General features: G+C 70.4%; 11 protein-coding genes. 8 read left to right on the top strand and 3 right to left on the bottom strand.

The genetic code is table 11. From position 1 onward, the window contains the following. Positions 1–151: 151 nt before the first annotated feature. Positions 152–1195 carry a LacI family DNA-binding transcriptional regulator gene (locus ACHFIV_RS24355; RefSeq protein WP_398972837.1) on the bottom strand — a complete coding sequence of 348 codons (1044 nt, stop codon included), beginning with the start codon at positions 1193–1195 and terminating at the stop codon, positions 152–154. 360 nt (positions 1196–1555) lie between these two features. Here ACHFIV_RS24355 and ACHFIV_RS24350 point away from each other — a divergent pair, with 360 nt between their 5' ends. From ACHFIV_RS24350 to ACHFIV_RS24325, 6 genes are all read left to right on the top strand, one after another. Next, positions 1556–2827 carry an extracellular solute-binding protein gene (locus ACHFIV_RS24350; RefSeq protein ID WP_398972834.1) on the top strand — a complete coding sequence of 424 codons (1272 nt, stop codon included), beginning with the start codon at positions 1556–1558 and terminating at the stop codon, positions 2825–2827. A 21-nt stretch (positions 2828–2848) separates the two neighbouring features. After that, positions 2849–3865, top strand: coding sequence for a carbohydrate ABC transporter permease (locus ACHFIV_RS24345; RefSeq protein WP_398972832.1), 1017 nt, complete (start codon positions 2849–2851; stop codon positions 3863–3865). Next, a complete protein-coding gene (locus ACHFIV_RS24340; RefSeq protein ID WP_398972829.1) occupies positions 3862–4740 on the top strand; it encodes a sugar ABC transporter permease in 879 nt (292 codons plus the stop codon). The genes ACHFIV_RS24345 and ACHFIV_RS24340 overlap by 4 nt, the downstream gene beginning before the upstream one ends. A 98-nt stretch (positions 4741–4838) precedes the next feature. Then, positions 4839–6515 (top strand): glycoside hydrolase family 13 protein, encoded by a 1677-nt coding sequence (locus ACHFIV_RS24335; RefSeq protein ID WP_398972826.1) that lies wholly within the window; start codon positions 4839–4841, stop codon positions 6513–6515. Next, a complete protein-coding gene (locus tag ACHFIV_RS24330) occupies positions 6500–7558 on the top strand; it encodes a LacI family DNA-binding transcriptional regulator (protein ID WP_398972823.1) in 1059 nt (352 codons plus the stop codon). Before ACHFIV_RS24335 ends, ACHFIV_RS24330 begins: the two co-directional genes overlap by 16 nt. 161 nt (positions 7559–7719) lie before the next feature. Then, a complete protein-coding gene (locus tag ACHFIV_RS24325) occupies positions 7720–8313 on the top strand; it encodes a GNAT family N-acetyltransferase (protein ID WP_398972820.1) in 594 nt (197 codons plus the stop codon). A gap of 48 nt (positions 8314–8361) precedes the next feature. Here ACHFIV_RS24325 and ACHFIV_RS24320 read toward each other — a convergent pair whose 3' ends face one another. Both ACHFIV_RS24320 and ACHFIV_RS24315 read right to left on the bottom strand, forming a co-directional pair. Next, entirely contained in the window at positions 8362–8997 is a 636-nt protein-coding gene (locus tag ACHFIV_RS24320; protein WP_398972817.1) for a class I SAM-dependent methyltransferase, read from the bottom strand. Positions 8998–9007: 10 nt separating this feature from the next. Next, positions 9008–9661, bottom strand: a complete 654-nt coding sequence (locus ACHFIV_RS24315; protein ID WP_398972814.1) for an NAD(P)H-dependent oxidoreductase — start codon at positions 9659–9661, stop codon at positions 9008–9010. 538 nt (positions 9662–10199) lie between these two features. On the opposite strand from ACHFIV_RS24315, the gene ACHFIV_RS24310 reads away from it, so the two are divergent. Further along, positions 10200–11930, top strand: coding sequence for a carbohydrate-binding module family 20 domain-containing protein (locus ACHFIV_RS24310; RefSeq protein WP_398972811.1), 1731 nt, complete (start codon positions 10200–10202; stop codon positions 11928–11930). 95 nt (positions 11931–12025) lie between these two features. Further along, positions 12026–17332 carry a pullulanase-type alpha-1,6-glucosidase gene (gene pulA / locus ACHFIV_RS24305; protein WP_398972808.1) on the top strand — a complete coding sequence of 1769 codons (5307 nt, stop codon included), beginning with the start codon at positions 12026–12028 and terminating at the stop codon, positions 17330–17332. The last annotated feature ends 165 nt before the right edge of the window (positions 17333–17497 follow it).

Genomic DNA, 17497 nt, shown 5'->3' with positions numbered 1-17497 from the left:
CGTCATTCCGTCCGCGACGGGTGACGGGGTGGCCGCCGTGCGGTCTTCCTGTGTGGTCACGTGCGATTCACCCATAGGCGCAGAGTCTGCCAGATACGTCCCCCTCCGCCCGATGATCCTCCGGTCGGGTTCCGGTCGCACACGCAGCACGTCACCGACGGGAGCGGGGAGCCGAGGAGGGACCCGGGCCCGAGGCGGTTGAACCGCGTACGACCAGCTCCGGCATGAACACGAACTCGCTGTGCGGAGCGGGCGTGCCCCCGATCTCCTCCAGCAGGGTGCGCACGGCCGCCTGGCCCATCGCCGTCACCGGCTGGCGGATCGTGGTCAGCGGCGGATCGGTGAACGCTATGAGGGGCGAGTCGTCGTAGCCGACCACCGAGAGGTCGCGAGGCACCTCCATCGACAGCCGGCGGGCGGCCCGGATCGCTCCGAGCGCCATCATGTCGCTCGCGCACACCACCGCGGTGCACCCGCGGTCCATCAGGGCCGAAGCGGCGGCCTGCCCGCCCTCCAGCGTGTACAGCGAGTGCTGGATCAGCTCCTCCACGTCATCGGCCGTGAGGTCCAGCTGCTCCCGCATCGTGGCGTGGAAGCCCTCGATCTTGCGGAGGACCGGAACGAAGCGCTTGGGGCCGACCGCCAGGCCGATGCGCCGGTGGCCCAGCGCGACCAGGTGCGTCACCGCCAGCCGCATCGCCGCCCGGTCGTCGGGGGAGATGAACGGGGCCTGCACCTTGGGGGAGAATCCGTTGACCAGGACGAACGGAACGCCCTGGGCGCGCAGTTGCTCGTAGCGCTGCATGTCGGCCGAGGTGTCGGCGTGCAGACCGGAGACGAAGATGATGCCCGAGACCCCGCGGTCGACGAGCATCTCGGTGAGCTCGTCCTCGGTGGAACCGCCGGGCGTCTGCGTCGCCAGCACCGGCGTGTAACCCTGCCTGGTGAGCGCCTGGCCGATGACCTGCGCCAGCGCGGGGAAGATCGGGTTCTCCAGCTCGGGCGTGATCAGGCCGACGAGACCGGCGCTGCGCCGGCGCAGCCGGACGGGCCGTTCGTAGCCGAGGACGTCGAGCGCCGCGAGGACGGATTCACGGGTGGCCGCCGCGACACCGGGCTTGCCGTTCAGTACGCGGCTGACCGTCGCTTCGCTGACCCCCGCCTGAGTTGCGATATCGGCAAGCCGTGCGGTCATGGCACTGGACTGTACCGGGCGCGTGTCGGATTGCCCACCATGCGCGGGATCCGGACGGTCCGCCCCTGTGTCCACCGGTCGGCGGCCTTCGCGCGGCAACATCTTGCAAGGCCTTGCGACCGGTGCCCGACCGTGCCGGGCGGACGGTCCTGACGCCCTCGCACCAGTCCTGGCCAGGACCTGGCAGGCCGAAAGGGCTTCCGTCAAGAGGCTTGACGGCAACCTTGCGGACACGCCAATGTAACGATCAGCGGTGCTTGCAGAAATCTTCCGCAAGGTCTTTCGGTCGTCTTTCATCCTTGTTACGTTCACGTCGACCCGGCGCCGCGACGGAGCGGTACGGCAGTTGAAGGAGTTCAGATGCGACGTGGCATAACGGCCACCGCCCTGGTCGCGACCCTGGCGCTCGCGGCGACCGCGTGCGGAAGCGACGACGAGTCCGGTGGCGGCAAGAGCTCGGGCGAGCTCTCCGGCACGGTGACCTGGTGGGACACCTCGAACGTCGGCAGCGAGGACAAGGTCTTCAAGAAGATCGCCGAGGGCTTCGAGAAGAAGCACCCGAAGGTCGACGTCAAGTACGTCAACGTTCCCTTCGGCGAGGCGCAGAACAAGTTCAAGAACGCCGCCCAGGCCGGCTCCGGCGCCCCGGACGTCATCCGCTCCGAGGTCGCCTGGACCCCCGAGTTCGCCGACCTCGGCTACCTCGCCCCGCTGGACGGCACCGCGGCGCTCAAGGACGAGGGCGACTTCCTCAAGCAGGCCGCGGCGTCGACCGAGTACAAGGGCAAGACGTACGCGGTCCCCCAGGTGATCGACTCCATGGGCATCTTCTACAACAAGAAGATGTTCAAGGACGCCGGGGTCGAGCCGCCGGCGAAGATCGCCGACCTCAAGGCCGTCGCGAAGAAGATCAAGGACAAGACCGGCAAGACCGGTCTCTACCTGCGCGGCGACGACTCGTACTACTTCCTCTCCTTCCTCTACGGCGAGGGCGGCGACCTGGTCGACGCCGACGCGAAGGCCGTCACCGTGGACAGCGCCGAGGGCGTCAAGGCCTTCGGTGTCGTGAAGGACCTCGTCGACTCCGGGGCGGCCAAGACCGACGCCACGGACGGCTGGGAGAACATGATGCAGTCGTTCAAGAACGGCGACGTCGCGATGATGATCAACGGCCCCTGGGCCGTGGCCGACACGCTCACCGGCAAGGAGTTCACCGACAAGGCGAACCTGGGCATCTCCACGGTGCCGGCCGGCTCCGCCGCACAGGGCGCCCCGCAGGGCGGCCACAACCTCGGCGTCTACGCGGGCTCCAAGAACCTCGACGCCTCCTACGCGTTCGTGGAGTACATGACCTCGGTCGAGTCCCAGGCGCAGACCGCCGGCGAGCTGAACCTGCTGCCGACCCGCACCTCCGCGTACTCCAAGAAGGAGGCCGCGGACAGCGAGATCGTCCAGTTCTTCAAGCCCGTCGTCGAGACCTCGGTCGAGCGTCCCTGGATCCCGGAGACCGGCAGCCTCTTCGCCCCGCTGAACGTCGAGTACACCAAGGTCCTCACCGGCCAGACCACGCCGGAGAAGGCCGCGAAGGCGACCGGCGACTCCTACCGCAAGCTCCTCAAGGGCTGGAAGTAACTCAGGAAGGCAGGCCGACTGATGGCTGTCCACACCAGCCAGTCGGTGGCGAAGGCCGCGGGCGACGACGTCGCCCGCGGCCGGAGCCGCGGTACTGGTAAATCCGCTCCACCGAGCAAGCTCCGGCGCGCGCTGTCGGTCCACTGGTACGCCTGGACCATGGTCGCCCCGGTCGTGCTCGTGATCGGCGTGATCATCGGCTACCCGCTGGTCCGCGGCATCTGGCTGTCGCTGACCGATGCCAACGAGCGCAACGTCGCCCGGTCCATCGGTGTCAACGAGATGCCCGCCACCTACGAGTTCGTGGGGCTGGACAACTACGCCGACGCCCTGACCGGCAACCAGTTCCTCGGCACGCTGGGCTGGACGCTGGTGTGGACGGTCTCCTGTGTGACCATCACCTTCTGCCTGGGCATGGCCCTCGCCAACATCCTCAACCGCAGGATCGCCGGCCGCTCCGCCTACCGCATGGCGCTGATCCTGCCCTGGGCCATCCCCGGCTTCGTGTCGGTCTTCGCCTGGCGCTTCCTCTACAACGAGAACCACGGCCTGCTGAACAAGATCCTCGGCGGCGGCGGCATCGACGGCATACCGTGGCTGAACGACCCCACCTGGGCGAAGTTCTCCGTCATCGCCGTCAACGTCTGGCTCGGTGTGCCCTTCATGATGGTCGCCCTGCTCGGCGGACTGCAGTCGATCCCCTCGGAGCAGTACGAGGCCGCGGAGATGGACGGTGCCACCGCCTGGCAGCGCTTCCGCCACGTCACGCTCCCCGGACTGCGCCCGGTGTCCACCACGGTGATCCTGCTCTCCACCATCTGGACCTTCAACATGTTCCCGGTGATCTTCCTGCTCACCCGCGGCGGACCCGGCGAGGCCACCCAGATCCTGGTCACCCAGGCGTACAAATTCTCCTTCGAGATCAGCCCGCGCGACTTCGCGCAGTCCTCCACCTGGGGCGTTCTGATCCTCGTACTCCTGATGCTCTTCGCCATGGTGTACCGGCGAGTGCTCCGCACGCAGGGAGACAACTGGTGACCACCGTCACGGCAACCCACGCACGGCACGGCGCCCGCAAGGTCCGCAAGCGCGGCGACCGCTCGCCGGCCGCATCCGTAGCCCTGCACCTCACCCTGATCGTCACGTCGGTGATCGCGGTCTTCCCGGTGCTCTGGGTCCTGCTGACCTCGCTGAAGCCGGCGAGGTTCGCGTCGACCACGGACTTCTTCAAAGAGACGACGTTCGAGAACTACACCAACCTGATCAAGGACACCGAGTTCCTGAGCTGGTTCGGCAACTCCGTGGTCGTCGCGGGACTCTCCACCGTCATCGGTGTCTTCGTCTCCGCCACCACCGGCTACGCCGTCAGCCGCTTCCGCTTCCCCGGCAAGCGCGGACTGATGTGGACCCTGCTGGTCACCCAGATGTTCCCGGTGGCCGTCCTCATCGTGCCGATCTACAACATCATGTCGACGATGGGCCTGCTCAACCAGCCGGCCGGGCTCGTCATCACCTACCTCACCATCTCGGTGCCGTTCTGCGCCTGGATGATGAAGGGCTTCTTCGACACGATCCCGCGTGAGATCGACGAGTCGGGACAGGTCGACGGGCTCACGCCGTTCGGCACGTTCTGGCGGCTCATCCTGCCGCTCGCCAAGCCCGGCCTCGCCGTCACCGCCTTCTACTCCTTCATCACCGCCTGGGGCGAGGTGGCGTACGCCTCCGCCTTCATGGTCGGGGACGAGAACCTCACGCTCGCCGGCGGACTGCAGAAGTTCGTCAACCAGTACGGGGCCCAGTGGGGCCCGATGACCGCGGCCTCCGTGCTCATCGCGATCCCGGCCGCGCTGGTCTTCCTCTTCGCGCAGAAGCACCTGGTCACCGGCATGAGTGCCGGAGCCGTCAAGGGCTGACGCACCCAGTCCCGTACGACCGCACGCACCGTCACGGCGGCGCCGGACCCCCGACCCGGTCCCGGCGCCGCTCCCCACCCAGACACCCCAGGGACGACATGACCCAGCACCTCGCTGCCCCCTCCACCGGCACGTCCGACGACTCCCCGGGCCACCGCACCGGCTGGTGGCAGGACGCGGTGATCTACCAGGTCTACCCACGGAGCTTCGCCGACGGCGACGGCGACGGCATGGGCGACCTCCCGGGCGTCACCGCGCGGCTCCCGTACCTCCGGGACCTCGGTGTCGACGCCGTCTGGCTCAGCCCCTTCTACGCCTCACCGCAGGCCGACGCGGGCTACGACGTCGCCGACTACCGGGCCATCGACCCGATGTTCGGCACACTCCTGGACGCCGACGAACTGATCCGCGAGGCCCACGGCCTGGGTCTGCGCGTCATCGTCGACCTGGTGCCCAACCACTCCTCCGACCAGCACGAGTGGTTCAAGCGGGCCCTCGCCGAAGGTCCCGGCTCCGCCCTGCGTGAGCGCTACCACTTCCGCCCGGGCAAGGGTGTCGACGGCGAACTCCCGCCCAACGACTGGGAGTCCATCTTCGGCGGACCGGCCTGGACCCGGACCACCGAACCCGACGGCACCCCCGGCGAGTGGTACCTGCACCTCTTCGCACCCGAGCAGCCCGACTTCAACTGGGACCACCCGGCCGTCGCCGACGAGTTCAGGTCGATCCTGCGCTTCTGGCTCGACATGGGCGTCGACGGCTTCCGTGTCGACGTCGCCCACGGCCTCGTCAAGGCGGAGGGGCTGCCGGACCTCGGGTCGCACGACCAGCTGAAACTGCTGGGCAACGATGTCATGCCGTTCTTCGACCAGGACGGTGTGCACGAGATCTACCGCAGCTGGCGCACCGTCCTCGACGAGTACCCCGGCGAGCGCATCCTCGTCGCCGAGGCGTGGACGCCCACCGTCGAGCGCACCGCCAACTACGTGCGCCCCGACGAGATGCACCAGGCCTTCAACTTCCAGTACCTGTCGACCGCGTGGGACGCCGCCGAGCTGCGCGCCGTCATCGACTCCTCGCTCGACGCCATGCGTCCGGTCGGCGCACCCACCACCTGGGTGCTCTCCAACCACGACGTGACCCGGCACACCACCCGCTTCGGCAACCCGCCGGGCCTGGGCACCCAGATCCGTACCCCCGGCGACCGCGAACTCGGCCTGCGCAGGGCACGGGCGGCGACCCTGCTGATGCTGGCCCTGCCCGGCTCCGCCTACGTCTACCAGGGCGAGGAACTGGGACTGCCCGACGTCACCGACCTGCCCGACGAGGCCCGCCAGGACCCGTCGTTCTTCCGCGCCGAGGGCCAGGACGGCTTCCGCGACGGATGCCGCGTGCCGATCCCGTGGACCCGCACGGGCAGCTCGTACGGCTTCGGCGGCGGCGGCAGCTGGCTGCCGCAGCCCGACAGCTGGGGCGGGCTGTCCGTCGAGGCGCAGACCGGTACGGAGGGCTCCACGCTGGAGCTGTACCGCGCCGCGATCGCGGCCCGGCGCGAGCACCCGGGCCTCGGCGCCGGCACGGACGTCGAGTGGCTGGACGCCCCCGACGGCGTGCTCGTCCTCGGCCGCCCGGGCTTCGTCTGCACCGTCAACACGACGGGCGCGCCGGTCCGGCTCGCCGCCCCCGGCACCCTGCTGCTCGCCAGCGGCCCGGTGACCGCCGACGGCGCCACGGTCGAGCTGCCCGCGGACACCACGGTGTGGTGGACGGTGTGACCGTCCCCGCTCCGAGGACCGGACCGGCGCTGCGGCTCTCCGACATCGCCGGTCAGGCCGCGGTCAGCGAGGCCACCGTCAGCCGGGTGCTGAACGGGAAGCCGGGCGTCGCGGACACCACGCGTCAGCGGGTGCTCGCGGCGCTCGACATCCTCGGCTACGAACGCCCCGTACGGCTGCGGCAGCGCAGCGCGGGGCTGATCGGGCTCGTGACGCCCGAACTCGTCAACCCGATCTTCCCGGCGTTCGCGCAGTCGGTGGAGCAGGTGCTCGCGGGGCACGGTTACACGCCCGTGCTCTGCACCCAGCTGCCCGGCGGTGCCACCGAGGACGAGCTGGTCGAGCAGCTCGTCGAGCGGGGCGTCGGCGGGATCGTCTTCCTGTCCGGCCTGCACGCCGACACCTCGGCCGACCCGGCGCGCTACGCCGCCCTCAGCGACCGCGGGGTGCCGTTCGTCCTCATCAACGGCTACAACGAGCGCATCAGCGCCCCGTTCGTCTCGCCCGACGACCAGGCCGCCGTACGGATGGCCGTCGGCCATCTCGCCGAGCTCGGACACCGCAGGATCGGCCTGGCGATCGGGCCGCAGCGCTACGTGCCCTCCCGGCGCAAGCGCGACGGCTTTCTCGACGCGGCCGTCGCCGTGCTCGGCATGGAGCGGGAGGAAGCCGAACCGCTCGTCTGCTCCACCCTGTTCGGCGTCGAGGGCGGCCAGGTCGCGGCCGGGGCGCTCCTCGACCAGGGGTGCACCGGCATCGTCTGCGGCAGCGACCTCATGGCGCTCGGCGTCGTCCGGGCGGCCCGGGGGAGGGGGCTGGACGTCCCGCGTGACGTCTCGGTCGTCGGGTTCGACGACTCCCAGCTCATCGCCTTCACCGACCCGCCCCTGACCACGGTGCGCCAGCCCGTCCAGGCGATGGCCTCGGCCGCCGTCGGCGCCCTGCTGGAGGAGATCGGCGGAAGCCCCGTGCAGCGCACCGAGTACGTGTTCCAGCCGGAGCTCGTGGTACGCGGATCCACGGCGGCGGTGCGCAGCGCCTGAGCCGGCGCGTGGAGGACGGGGCCGGGTCCGGAGGGGGGACCCGGCCCCGTCCCGCGTACCGGCCGGAGCGCCCGGCGCCACAGGACCGGGTGAGACTCCCGCAGGTCGTGTGATTCCGTGATGACGTGCGCGACGCCCCGGTGTGTCGGCAGAATGCACAGGTGATCGATGACCTTCCCGGCTGCCTCAGGGCCCGGCATCCCGTCGAAGAGGACCACTCCCGCGTGCTCGCCGTGCTGGACGCGTGGTGGGGCGGCCTGAAGGGTGAGGCGGGATCCGTGGAACGCGCGCTGCTGCTGCCCCGGTTGTACTTCCAGCACTTCACCACCACCAGCTTCGTGGTCGAACGCGACGACGGCGGGATCGCCGCCTTCCTGGTCGGATTCATGTCGCAGGCGGAGCCCGAGGCCGCCTACGTCCACTTCGCCGGCGTCGACCCGGCGCTGCACGGGCAGGGTGTCGGGCGAGCTCTCTACCGGTCCTTCTTCGCACTGGCCCGGTCCCACGGCCGTCGCTCCGTGCACTGCGTCACCAGCCCGGAGAACACGGCGTCGCGGGCCTTCCACACCCGGCTGGGCTTCACGGCCTCACCCGTGATGCGGGACTACGACGGGCCCGGGCTCGACCGGGTGGCGTTCGCCGTCGACCTGGCCGCGGATCCGCGCACCACCGCCCAGGCGGTAGGGCACGGCCACGACTCCTGGGCCCGGCCGGGGTGCTGTCTCGTCCAGCCCGGCGACACGGCCTCGAGCTGAGCCGGTTCCCCCGGGCTCGGCTCGACCTCCGCGGGCCGGGGCCGGCGATCAGACCGGAGGGCGGCGGGCCAGCAGGTGGGCGTCGAGGAAGCCCCGCTCCGAGGCCGGGTCGTGGAGCAGCCGGGCGACCGTGACGAGCCCGGCCCCGGCCAGCAACCCGGCGAACCGGTCCACCGGCCAGCAGTAGGCGGGCGCCACCTTGTGGTCGAAGCGCACCGGCTCCGGTCCCTCGTTCCCGAAGAAGGAGACCAGGAGCACGCCCCCCGGTGCCAGCACGCGCACCTGTTCGTCGAGCAGCGCGGGGAGTTCCCCGGGCGGGGTGTGGATCATCGAGTAGTGGGCCAGTACCCCGCCGAGCGCGCGGTCCCCGACCGGCAGGGCCTCCATCCGCGCCTCGTCGAACCGCAGCGCCGGGTGGGCCCGCCGGGCGTGGTCGACCATGCCCGGGGAGAGGTCGAGCCCGAAGGGCGCCAGCCCCAGGTCGTGCAGCATGGCCGTGAGGTGCCCCGGTCCGCACCCGACATCGGCTGCCCGCAGGTTCCCCGTCCCGCGCACCAGCTCGGCGAAGGTGCCGATCATGGCCCGGGCGAAGGGCTGCTTCTCCAGCCGGTCGGCGAACAGCGACGCGTACAGCTCGACGACCTCGTCGTAGGCCGCCCCGGTCCGGTCCTGGTGTCCTGCCACAGGGAGGAAACTAACACCCGTGCCGGGCCCGGCCGTTACCCGGCGGGTGGGTGGAACCCGCCGGGTGCCGGAGCAGCAGCGCGGCGGCGTGGTCACGCGCCTCGCGCAGCCAGGAGGCGCGGGCGGCGTCGGAGGAGTCGGTGACCGTCCGGAAGACGACCCGGCGTACGTCCGTGACCCCCACGTACGGCAGGACACATGCCGACCAGATCTTCTCCAGCGGATCCCCGAACTCACTCTCCTCGCGGTCGGCGGGAGTGTCCGAGGTGTTGAGGACGAGGGCACGGCCCGCCTTCAGCAGGCCCTGCGGCTCCCCGTCCGAGGCGTCCAGCTTGTAGGCGACACCCGGTACGAGCACCCGCTGCACCCACCCGGTGAGGACCGCCGGCGGCATGCCCCACCAGTTGGGGTGGACGAACACCATGGCGTCGAGGGTGGCCACCTCCGCCCGGTGCGCGGCCAGTCGCGCGTCGTCGGCGGCCGTGGCGGAGCGGACCGTCTCCGTCTCGCCGGCGGTCAGTCCGGGCGCGAACCCCTCCGCGCAGAGGTCGTGCGCGACCACGTCGCTCCCGCGGTCGCGCAGCTCCCGCACCACGGCGTCGAACACCGCGTGGTTGAAGCTGCCGGGCCGTGGGTGTGCGAGATAGACCCCTGTACGCACCATGCCGTTTCCCCCCGAGGACGTAGTACCCAGTCGTCAGCCGTGGGGTCCGGGAACGGCCCCGCACGCGGAGCCCATCATGACCGGTCGGAGGCACCGCGAGAAGCCGGCCGTGGGGCGGCCGGTGGGCGGACGGTCCGTCACGCGCGGGAGAGGCCCCGCAGTCGGCCCGGGATGGGCCGACGGGGAGGTGACTACGGGAGCCTCTCCGTGGCATGACCGGCCCGGTCGGCCGGGCGCGTGGGGCCCGGCGTACCGGCCCCCCGGCCGACCGGGCCGGAGTCGGGATGAACTTAACAGCACCGCAATATCTTGCGTAAGACCTTGCAGGAAGAAATCCCCGAGATTTCCTGGATGTGAGCGGGATGTGTTCGCGTGATGTCCAGGGGGTTGACCAGGGCAGGCCGGGCTCGTACGGTCTGCCGCACACGAGGTTTTGCATCCTTGCTGCAAGAACCTTCATGAGCCTTGAGGGCACGGCGCGTTGCCATGTGAGGCTGCTCCGCCATCCCCGCACTTCCCCCACCGCAGGAGGAAAGTCATGGCACGCAGACCCTTGTCGGGCGCGCTCGCCCTCACCATGGGAGCCGCTGTCCTCGCCGTCCCCACCGGACTCGGCGCCGCCGGAACCGCCCAGGCCGCACCGCCCGGCGGGAAGGACGTCACCGCGGTGATGTTCGAGTGGAAGTTCTCGTCCGTGGCCAAGGCGTGCACGGACAGCCTCGGCCCCGCGGGCTACGGCTTCGTCCAGGTCTCGCCGCCCCAGGAACACATCCAGGGCGGCCAGTGGTGGACCTCCTACCAGCCCGTCAGCTACAGAATCGCCGGCCGGCTCGGCGACCGCGCCGCCTTCGCCGGCATGGTGAGCACCTGCCACGCGGCAGGGGTCAAGGTCATCGCCGACTCCGTGATCAACCACATGTCGGCCGGATCGGGCACCGGCACGGGAGGCTCCTCCTACACCAAGTACGACTACCCGGGCACCTACTCGGTCAGCGACATGAACGACTGCCAGTCGCAGATCAGCAACTACGGGGACCGGGGCAACGTCCAGAACTGCGAACTGGTCGGCCTCGCCGACCTGGACACCGGTGAGGACTACGTGCGCGGCCGGATCGCCGGCTACCTCAACGACCTGCTCTCCCTCGGCGTCGACGGCTTCCGGATAGACGCCGCCAAGCACATGCCGGCCGCCGACCTGGCGAACATCAAGTCCCGGCTCGGCAACACCGGCGTGTACTGGAAGCACGAGGCGATCCACGGCGCCGGCGAGGCCGTCTCACCCTCCGAGTACCTCGGCAGCGGCGACGTGCAGGAGTTCCGCTATGGCCGCAGCCTCAAGCAGGTCTTCAACAACGAGAACCTCGCCGGCCTCAAGAACTTCGGGGAGGGCTGGGGCTTCATGGAGTCCGGGAAGTCCGCCGTCTTCGTCGACAACCACGACACCGAGCGCGGCGGCGACACCCTGAACTACAAGGACGGCTCGAAGTACACCCTGGCCAGTGTCTTCATGCTGGCCTACCCCTACGGATCCCCGGACGTCCACTCCGGCTACGAGTTCAGCAACCACGACGCCGGGCCGCCCGCCGGGGGCCAGGTGAACGCCTGCTACAGCGACGGCTGGAAGTGCCAGCACGCCTGGCGTGAGATCTCCTCCATGGTCGGCTTCCGCAACGCCGCCCGCGGGCAGGGGGTCTCGAACTGGTGGGACAACGGAGGCGACCAGATCGCCTTCGGCCGTGGCTCCAAGGCGTACGTCGCCATCAACCACGAGGGCTCCTCGCTGAGCCGCACGTTCCAGACGTCACTGCCCGCCGGTGACTACTGCGACGTCCAGTCCGGCAGGGGCGTCACGGTCAACGGCTCCGGCCAGTTCACCGCCACGGTCGGTCCCGGTACGGCCCTGGCCCTCCACGTCGCCGCCCGCACCTGCGCCGGCGGCGGAACCACCCCGGACCCGGACCCCGGCAACGGTGAGGCCGGCGCCTCCTTCGGTGTGAACGCCACCACGCAACCCGGGCAGAACATCTACGTCACCGGCAACACGTCCGCGCTCGGCGCCTGGGCACCCGGCAGCGCACTGAAGCTCGACCCGGCGACGTACCCCGTCTGGAAGCTCGACGTCGCCCTGCCCGCAGGCACCACGTTCGAGTACAAGTACCTCCGCAAGGACGCGAGCGGCAACGTCACCTGGGAGAGCGGCGCCAACCGCACCGCCACCGTGCCCTCCTCCGGGAAGGCCACGTTGACCGCCGACGTCTGGCGCGGCTGAACCACACCTCCGCGGGCCGGGGACGCGAGGGTGAGCGTCCCCGGCCCGCACCGCTCCACACCGCCCGATCCCCGAAAGCCGAGGAGTACCCGCCCGTGTCCCGATCCACCCTCCGGCGGGGAGCCGTCGCCGCACTGTGCGCGGCGCTGCTCCCCGTCGTACCGGCGGCCTCCGCGTCCGCCGCGCCCAGACCTCCGTCCCCGCCCTCGGACGCGAAACTCGCGAACGAGCCGGCCAGGCACGACCTGACCCGCGAGCAGTTCTACTTCGTGCTGCCCGACCGGTTCGCGAACGGCGACACCTCCAACGACCGCGGCGGGCTGACCGGCTCACGGCTGGAGACCGGCTACGACCCCACGGACAAGGGCTTCTACCAGGGCGGCGACCTCAAGGGCCTCACCCAGCGGCTCGACTACATCAAGGGGCTCGGCACCACCGCCATCTGGCTCGCCCCGATCTTCAAGAACCGGCCCGTCCAGGGCACCGGCGACAACGCGTCGGCCGGCTACCACGGTTACTGGATAACCGACTTCACCCAGGTCGACCCGCACTTCGGCACCAACGCCGACCTCACGAAGCTGATCGACAAGGCCCACGGCAAGGGCATGAAGGTCTTCTTCGACGTCATCACCAACCACACCGCCGACACCGTCGACTACGCGGAGAAGAAGTACGGCTACAAGCCCAAGGGCGCCTTCCCGTACCTCGACAGGACCGGCCGGCCCTTCGACGACACCCGGGGCGTCGAGGAGGTGGACGCCGGCTCCTTCCCGTACACCCCGCGCAACACGGGGAAGAAGGTCCCGTCCTGGCTCAACGACAGCACGATGTACCACAACAGGGGCGACTCGACCTACGCCGGCGAGTCCACCGAGTACGGCGACTTCTCCGGCCTCGACGACCTGTGGACCGAGCGCCCCGAGGTCGTCTCCGGCATGGAGAAGATCTACGAGAGGTGGGTCCGCGACTTCGACATCGACGGCTTCCGCATCGACACCGTCAAGCACGTCGACCTCGACTTCTGGACCCAGTGGGCGACCGCGCTCGACGAGTACGCGGCGAAGCGGGGCCGCGACGACTTCTTCATGTTCGGCGAGGTCTACTCCGCCGACACCGCGATCACCTCGCCCTACGTGACGCGGGGCAGGCTCGACGCGACGCTCGACTTCCCGTTCCAGGAAGCCGCCCGGCAGTACGCCTCCCAGGGCGCCCCGGCCTCGAAGCTCGCCGCGGTCTACGGTGACGACTACCGCTACACCACCGACAAGGCCAACGCCTACGAGCAGGTGACCTTCCTCGGCAACCACGACATGGGCCGGATCGGCACCTTCCTGAAGCAGGACAACCCGGAGGCCGGCGACGCCGAACTCCTGAAGCGGGCCCGCCTCGCCAACGAACTGATGTTCCTCGGCCGCGGCAACCCGGTGATCTACTACGGCGACGAACAGGGTTACACCGGAGCGGGCGGCGACAAGGACGCCCGTCAGACGCTGTTCGCCTCGAAGACCGCCGACTACCTCGACGACGACCAGCTCGGTACCGACCGTACGCACGCCTCCGACGCGTACGACACGGAGCACCCGCTCTACCGGTCCGTCTCGGCCCTGTCGAAGCTCACCCGGGAACACCCGGCCCTGCGCGACGGCGTGCAGACCGAGCGCTACGCCGAGGACTCCGTCCACGCCTTCTCGCGTACGGACACCAAGCGCCCGTACGAGTACGTCGTCGCCGCCAACAACGCCACCGAGGCGAGGACCGTCGAGATCGCCACCGAGTCGGCGGGGATGAACTTCCGTACGCTCTACGGAGGATCCGGGTCGGTGCGCAGTGCCGCGGACAAGACCGTCGAGGTCACCGTGCCCGCGCTGTCCAGCGTCGTGCTCCGCGCCGACAAGCCGCTCGGCGCCCCCGCCACGAAGCCGTCGGTCACCCTGAAGGCCCCGGCCGCCGGAGCGACCGGCACCGTCGAGCTCACCGCCGACGTCGACGGGGGAGACCTGAACCGCGTCGTCTTCGCCGCGCAGACCGGCAACGGCAGGTGGACCACCCTCGGCTCCGCCGACCACGCCCCGTACAAGGTCACCCAGCACCTGGACGACTCGGTGAAGGCCGGGACCCCGCTGCGCTACAAGGCCGTGGTGATCGACCGCGCCGGACGTACCGCGAGCGCCCTCGCCTCCACGACCGCCGGCCAGGCCCCGCCCGCCCCGAAGCCCGTCGCCGTCGAGCGTGACCACGCCGTCGTCCACTACAAGCGCGCGGACGGCGACTACGAGGGCTGGCAGCTGAAGTCCGGGGACAAGAAGGCCGACTTCATCGGCCGGGACGCCTACGGCGCCTTCGCCTGGATCGACCTGGAGGAGGGCGCCTCCGCCGTCCCGTACACGGTCGAGAAGAACGGGACCGCCGACGGCCCCGAGCGCACCGTCGACCTCGCCAGGACCGGCCAGGTCTGGATCGAGCAGGGCAAGGACGAGCAGGCCACCGAGGCGCCCGAGGCCCCGGCGCAGGACACCTCCAAGGCCGTCCTGCACTACCACCGCGCCGACGGCGACTACGACGGCTGGGGCCTGCACACCTGGACCGGTGCCGCCGCCCCCACGGACTGGGCCAAGCCCCTGCGGCCCGTGAAGACCGACGCCTACGGGGTGACCTTCGAGGTCCCGCTCACCGACGGCGCCACCTCGCTCAGCTACATCCTCCACAAGGGCGACGAGAAGGACCTCCCCAGCGACCAGTCCCTGGACATCGCGTCGCACGGGCACGAGGTCTGGATGCTCGGCGGGAAGCCCGGCTACCTGCTGCCGCAGGCCGGAGGCGTGCCGACGCCCGACCTCACCAAGGCCGAGGCCCAGTGGATCGACGCGAACACCGTCGTCTGGAAGGTGAAGGCCACCGACGCCACCAGCCAGCAGCTCGTGTACGCGAAGAACGGCGGCATCTCCGTCGTCGACGGGGCGCTCTCCGACGAGGGGCAGTGGCTGCGGCTCGGTGCCACGGAACTGACCGACGCGCAGAAGGCGAAGTACCCGCACCTGAAGGACTATCCGGCCTTCACCGTCGACACCCGTGACCGGGACAGGGTCCGTGAGTCACTGCGCGGCCAGCTGATCGCCACCCAGCGCGCCGCCAACGGCGCCCTGCTCGCCGCGACCGGCGTCCAGACCGCGGGCGTCCTGGACGAGCTGTACGGGAAGGCCGCGAGCGGCGCCGCCCTCGGCCCCGTCTTCCGCAAGGGAAGCCCGGTGCTCTCCGTCTGGGCGCCCACCGCCCGGACCGTCTCCCTCGAACTCGACGGGAAGACCCTCCCGATGCGGCGCGACGACCGCACCGGCGTCTGGTCGGCCACCGGGAAGAAGAGCTGGAACGGCAAGCCCTACCGCTACGCCGTCCAGGTCTGGGCGCCCAGCGTCCAGAAGCTGGTCACCAACAAGGTGACCGACCCCTACTCCACCGCCCTGACCACCGACTCCGCACGCAGCCTCGTCGTCGACCTCGACGACCCGAAGCTGGCCCCGCGCGGCTGGGCCGGCCTGAAGAAGCCCGCCGCGGCCCCGCTGCGGGACGCCCAGATCCAGGAACTGCACGTCCGCGACTTCTCGGTCACGGACACCACGTCGAAGCACCCGGGCCAGTACCTCGCCTTCACCGACACCCGCTCCGACGGGATGAAGCACCTCAAGGAGCTGGCGGACGCCGGCACCGGCTACGTGCACCTGCTGCCCGCCTTCGACATCGGGACCATCCCCGAGAAGGAGTCCGACCGGCAGCGGCCGGCCTGCGACCTGTCCGTCCACGCCCCCGACTCCGAGGAACAGCAGGCCTGCGTCGCGAAGGCCGCCGCGAAGGACGCCTTCAACTGGGGCTACGACCCGCTGCACTACACGGTCCCCGAGGGCAGTTACGCCTCCGACCCCGACGGCACGAAGCGCACCGTCGAGTTCCGGCAGATGGTCCAGGGCCTCAACGGCGCCGGACTGCGGACCGTCATGGACGTCGTCTACAACCACACCGTCGCCTCCGGCCAGGACGACAAGTCGGTCCTCGACAAGATCGTGCCCGGCTACTACCAGCGGCTCCTGGAGGACGGCACCGTCGCCACCTCGACCTGCTGCGCCAACACCGCGCCCGAGAACACCATGATGGGCAAGCTCGTCGTGGACTCGGTCGTCACCTGGGCGAAGGAGTACAAGGTCGACGGCTTCCGCTTCGACCTGATGGGACACCACCCCAAGGCCAACATCCTCGCGGTCCGCAAGGCACTCGACGAGCTGACCGTCGCCGAGGACGGCGTCGACGGGAAGAACGTCATCCTGTACGGCGAGGGCTGGAACTTCGGTGAGATCGCCGACGACGCCCGCTTCGTCCAGGCCACCCAGAAGAACATGGCCGGTACCGGCATCGCCACCTTCTCCGACCGGGCACGCGACGCCGTGCGCGGCGGAGGCCCCTTCGACGAGGACCCCGGCGTCCAGGGCTTCGCCTCCGGCCTCTACACCGACCCCAACACCTCCTCCGCCAACGGCACCGAGGCCGAACAGAAGGCGCGGCTGCTCCACTACCAGGACCTGATCAAGGTCGGCCTCACCGGCAACCTCGCCGACTACACCTTCACCGACACCCGGGGCCGCACGGTCAAGGGCTCGGCCGTCGACTACAACGGGGCCCCCGCCGGATACGCGGAAGCGCCCGGTGACGCCCTCGCCTACGCCGACGCCCACGACAACGAGACCCTCTACGACGCCCTCGCCTTCAAGCTCCCGGCGGACACCACGGCAGCCGACCGGGCCCGCATGCAGGTCCTGGCGATGGCGACCGCCGTGCTCTCGCAGGGACCGGCGCTCTCCCAGGCGGGCACCGACCTGCTGCGTTCGAAGTCGCTGGACCGCAACTCCTACGACAGCGGCGACTGGTTCAACGCACTGCACTGGGACTGCCGCAAGGGCAACGGCTTCGGCCGGGGCCTGCCGCCCGCCGCCGACAACAAGGACAAGTGGTCCTACGGCAAGCCGCTGCTGGCCTCCGCCGCGCTGAACCCCGGCTGCGCGCAGATCACGGGTGCCTCCGCCGCCTACCAGGACCTGCTCACGATCCGCGCCACCGAGAAGGACTTCGGCCTGGAGACCGCCGAGCAGGTCCAGGACACCCTGTCCTTCCCGCTCTCCGGCACGCAGGAGACCCCCGGCGTCATCACGATGCGCCTCGGCGGGCTCGTCGTCGTCATGAACGCCACGCCGGGCACCCGCAGCCAGGACGTGCCCGGGCTGGCCGGGAAGTCCTACGCCCTGCACCCCGTCCAGGCGGGTGGCGCGGACGCCACGGTCAAGAAGTCCGCCTACGAGAGGGGACCGGGCCGCTTCACCGTGCCGGGACGCACGGTCGCCGTGTTCTCCCAGCGCTGACGCCCACAGCCTGACGTACGGGCCGGGCCCCCGCGGTGGTCCGTACGGAGCAGGCCCCGCACCACCGGCCGGTCCCCGGCTCCAGGCGTTCACCGCCCCGGAGCCGGAGGCCGGCCGGTCCGTGTCGTGGACCTCCCTTGTGCGGGCCGCCCGGTTCACGCGAAG

This window comes from Streptomyces sp. ALB3 (assembly GCF_044385685.1).
GTDB lineage: Bacteria > Actinomycetota > Actinomycetes > Streptomycetales > Streptomycetaceae > Streptomyces.
Note: the sequence above shows the minus strand (reverse complement) of the source record. Positions and strands in the feature narration are given on the sequence as shown.

Bases quoted from the DNA above. Each gene is read 5' to 3' on its own strand.
- ACHFIV_RS24335 (WP_398972826.1), top strand. From the start codon at position 4,839: ATGACCCAGCACCTCGCTGCCCCCTCCACCGGCACGTCCGACGACTCC.
- ACHFIV_RS24355 (WP_398972837.1), bottom strand. From the start codon at position 1,195: ATGACCGCACGGCTTGCCGATATCGCAACTCAGGCGGGGGTCAGCGAA.
- ACHFIV_RS24310 (WP_398972811.1), top strand. From the start codon at position 10,200: ATGGCACGCAGACCCTTGTCGGGCGCGCTCGCCCTCACCATGGGAGCC.
- ACHFIV_RS24315 (WP_398972814.1), bottom strand. From the start codon at position 9,661: ATGGTGCGTACAGGGGTCTATCTCGCACACCCACGGCCCGGCAGCTTC.
- ACHFIV_RS24350 (WP_398972834.1), top strand. From the start codon at position 1,556: ATGCGACGTGGCATAACGGCCACCGCCCTGGTCGCGACCCTGGCGCTC.
- ACHFIV_RS24345 (WP_398972832.1), top strand. From the start codon at position 2,849: ATGGCTGTCCACACCAGCCAGTCGGTGGCGAAGGCCGCGGGCGACGAC.